This is a genomic window from Kineococcus sp. G2 (assembly GCF_037154035.1).
Classification (GTDB): domain Bacteria; phylum Actinomycetota; class Actinomycetes; order Actinomycetales; family Kineococcaceae; genus Kineococcus.
On sequence record NZ_JBBBEM010000117.1, the window covers coordinates 1 to 2,733 of the forward strand.

A 2,733-nucleotide genomic window follows, 5' to 3' on the forward strand; every position below is an offset into this window, starting at 1 on the left:
GCCGACCCGTCCGGCGAGGAGCACGCTCGCCGCGGTCGGTGGAGCGGATGCACGTGCTGTGACGGTGCCTCACCCGGACGGCTCAAGGCGCCGTCCCGGACGGCCGATGGGGGAGGGACGGCAGCAACCACCCACGGAGGCCCTCAGACATGACCGGCACCGCCAGGACCGCCCACCTGTGCCTCGTGCAACCCGAGGGGTACGTGCACTCCCTGGCCCTCGCGGATCCGCTGCAGTACGTCAAGCGCCAGCTGGAACGCCTGGGTGTGCAGGTCACCGCTGGCAAGAATCGGTTGGTCAAGCACTCGATCAATTTCGTGTTCGGGGCTCACCTGGGCTTCGAGCAGCGGTGGCTCGACGAGTTCAACTGCGTCCTGGTTAATCTGGAGCAGTTGGGGACCGACGGATCGGCGATGCCGAGCAGCTACCTGGACCTCCTGCGCCGGGCTACCGTGGTCGACTACCACGAGGACAACCTGACGGCCTACCGTGATCAGCGAGCGACGCGTGGAGTCCCCCTCATCCCGTTCGGCTTCGCTCCGTACCTGTACGAGGGGTTCGTCGACGTGCCTTTGGATCAGCGGCCGATCGATCTGCTCTTCATCGGGTCGCTGACGCCGCGCCGGGTGAGGGTGCTCCAAGAACTGCAGCAGCACGGCATCTCAGTGGCATCGCCGAACGCGGTTCTATACGGTCCCGAACGCGATCGACTCGTCCGCTCGTCGAAAGCGGTGCTGAACATCGGTGCCTACGACTCCCCGCGCTTCGAGCAGGTCCGAGCCTCGATCGTCATGTCATGCGGCACCCCGCTGCTGTCGGAGCGAAGGGGGCCACTGGGGGAGTCGGCAGCCGGTTATGAGGACGTCGTCGACTGGTTGGACATCGATGACATCGCCCACTACTTTCTCAACGAGTTCGGATCACCGACTCAGCTGTCGAGGGCCGAAGAACAGCTCGACAGGTTCCGTTCACATGAGTGCATCGATGCGTACGCCGACATGTGGTCTGTAGTCGCCACGCAGAAGAGTGGACCCCTGCAGGAGGGTTTCCCCAACGCAGTCCACGTGATCGAACGATCAGGTCAGTACCGGCCCGGTGCTCTGAACGTGTCGAGCAATGAGAACCTCCACCCGGACGTGCTCGTCGGCCCGAGTGAGGCCCCCACGACCCCATGGGTTGTGGACACGCAGCGCTGGGGGAAGGTGGTCATCAATGAAGGAGCCTTGTCCCACATCACTCTGGGTTTCGTGGAGCTTGGTGGCCTCCCCACGGCCTGGTTCTCCGCTGCGTTGTCCATGCTGCGTGATGGTGGTCGGTTGAGTTTCGACTGGCCCCTGGGGCGAGACGTGGCTCCTGTGGAGGCTGTTTGCGAGCGACACTGGGAGAGTGGGCACTGCTTCGAGCGCTTCGAGGTACTGTCCTCGATCCCGTGCGACGTGAACGGGCAGCCGTGCGACGACACCCGTGCTGATCGGCTGCGCATCACGCTGACCAAGCGCCCGTGTACGGATCAGGAGACAACGCGAGCACGGTCCGCCGCCGAGGGGCTCCTGCTGACGTGACCGGCGGTGGGGGTCGCAGGACGACAAACGCTGTTCTGTCTGCCTGGCGCCACTGTGCGCCTAACAAGCCGTTGCATTAGTTCCTGGAAGGTTGAAGCGTCACGGCTTTGATGCCGCTTCCTGATGAGTCAGGATGACGATCATCCCCCAGCGGTACCCGGCCGAGGTCAAGGACCGAGCAGTCCGGATGGTCCTGGACCACCAAGGCGACTACCCCTCGCTGCGGGCGGCGTGCGTAGCCATCAGCGAACGCCTTGGGGTCTCCCGCGCCAGCCTGCAACGCTGGGTCAGCCAGGCGCAGGTCGATGCCGGCGCCAAGCCGGGGCTCAGCAGCGCCGAGACCGAGGAGATCAAGGCCATGAAGGCGGAGAACAAGCGCCTGCGCGAGGCCAACGAGATCCTGCGTTCGGCTTCGATTTTCTTCGCGCGGGAGCTCGTCCCCCGCGAGCGGGAGGTGCCCCCACCGCGCCAGCGTTGATCGTGCAGTTCATCGATCAGATGAGGGAACGAGGCTTCGCGGTCGAGCTTGGGAGGAGCGCAGCGACGGTGTCTGCGCCGTGCTCACCGAGCAGGGCTGCCAGGTCGCCGCGAGAACCTACCGGGCCTGGAAGCAAGGCCAACCTCCCGCAGCACGCACGGTCTCCGACGCTCACGTCGTGAACGCCCTACGCATGACTGCGGGGCAGCCCGAGTCGCTGTACGGGCGGCGCAAGATGGTCGCCCACCTGCGTCGGGCGGGCCTGGCCGTGGCGCACTGCACCGTGGACCGGTTGATGCGGGCCGAGGGTATGAACGGGGCCCGGCGGGCGAGGAAGGTCCGCACCACCGTCCCCGGCAAGGACGGGGTGCGGGTCGGGGACCTGCTGAACCGGCAGTTCACCGCCTCCGCGCCGAACCTCGTCTGGGTCGCGGACTTCACGTATGTCCGGACGTGGGCGGGGTTCGTCTACGTCGCTTTCATCGTCGATGTCTTCGCGCAGCAGATCGTGGGCTGGCACGCGATGACCAGCAAGCACACCGACCTGGTCCTCACCTGCCTGCGGATGGCGACCTGGGGACGCGAGCACGCCGGGACGCCAGTGGCCCCCGGACTGATCATGCATTCGGATGCCGGGTCGCAATACAAGAGCTTGAGGCTGACCGAGCACCTGGCCATCGAGGGTTTCGCGGC

General features: G+C 65.9%; 3 protein-coding genes. All 3 read left to right on the top strand.

The window, feature by feature from the left end; translation table 11 throughout:
* Window positions 1-149: 149 nt before the first annotated feature.
* Window positions 150-1,562 carry a hypothetical protein gene (locus V9U69_RS16535; protein ID WP_337062953.1) on the top strand — a complete coding sequence of 471 codons (1,413 nt, stop codon included), beginning with the start codon at window positions 150-152 and terminating at the stop codon, window positions 1,560-1,562.
* A gap of 133 nt (window positions 1,563-1,695) precedes the next feature.
* Window positions 1,696-2,040 carry a transposase gene (locus tag V9U69_RS16540; RefSeq protein WP_337062954.1) on the top strand — a complete coding sequence of 115 codons (345 nt, stop codon included), beginning with the start codon at window positions 1,696-1,698 and terminating at the stop codon, window positions 2,038-2,040.
* Between the two features lie 79 nt (window positions 2,041-2,119).
* Window positions 2,120-2,733, top strand: a 614-nt coding sequence (locus V9U69_RS16545; RefSeq protein ID WP_337062955.1) for an IS3 family transposase, incomplete at its 3' end; no start/stop codon positions are given.

What these genes read in the sequence shown, in the direction of transcription:
- V9U69_RS16535 (WP_337062953.1), top strand. Translation starts at nt 150, where the DNA reads ATGACCGGCACCGCCAGGACCGCCCACCTGTGCCTCGTGCAACCCGAG.
- V9U69_RS16540 (WP_337062954.1), top strand. Translation starts at nt 1,696, where the DNA reads ATGACGATCATCCCCCAGCGGTACCCGGCCGAGGTCAAGGACCGAGCA.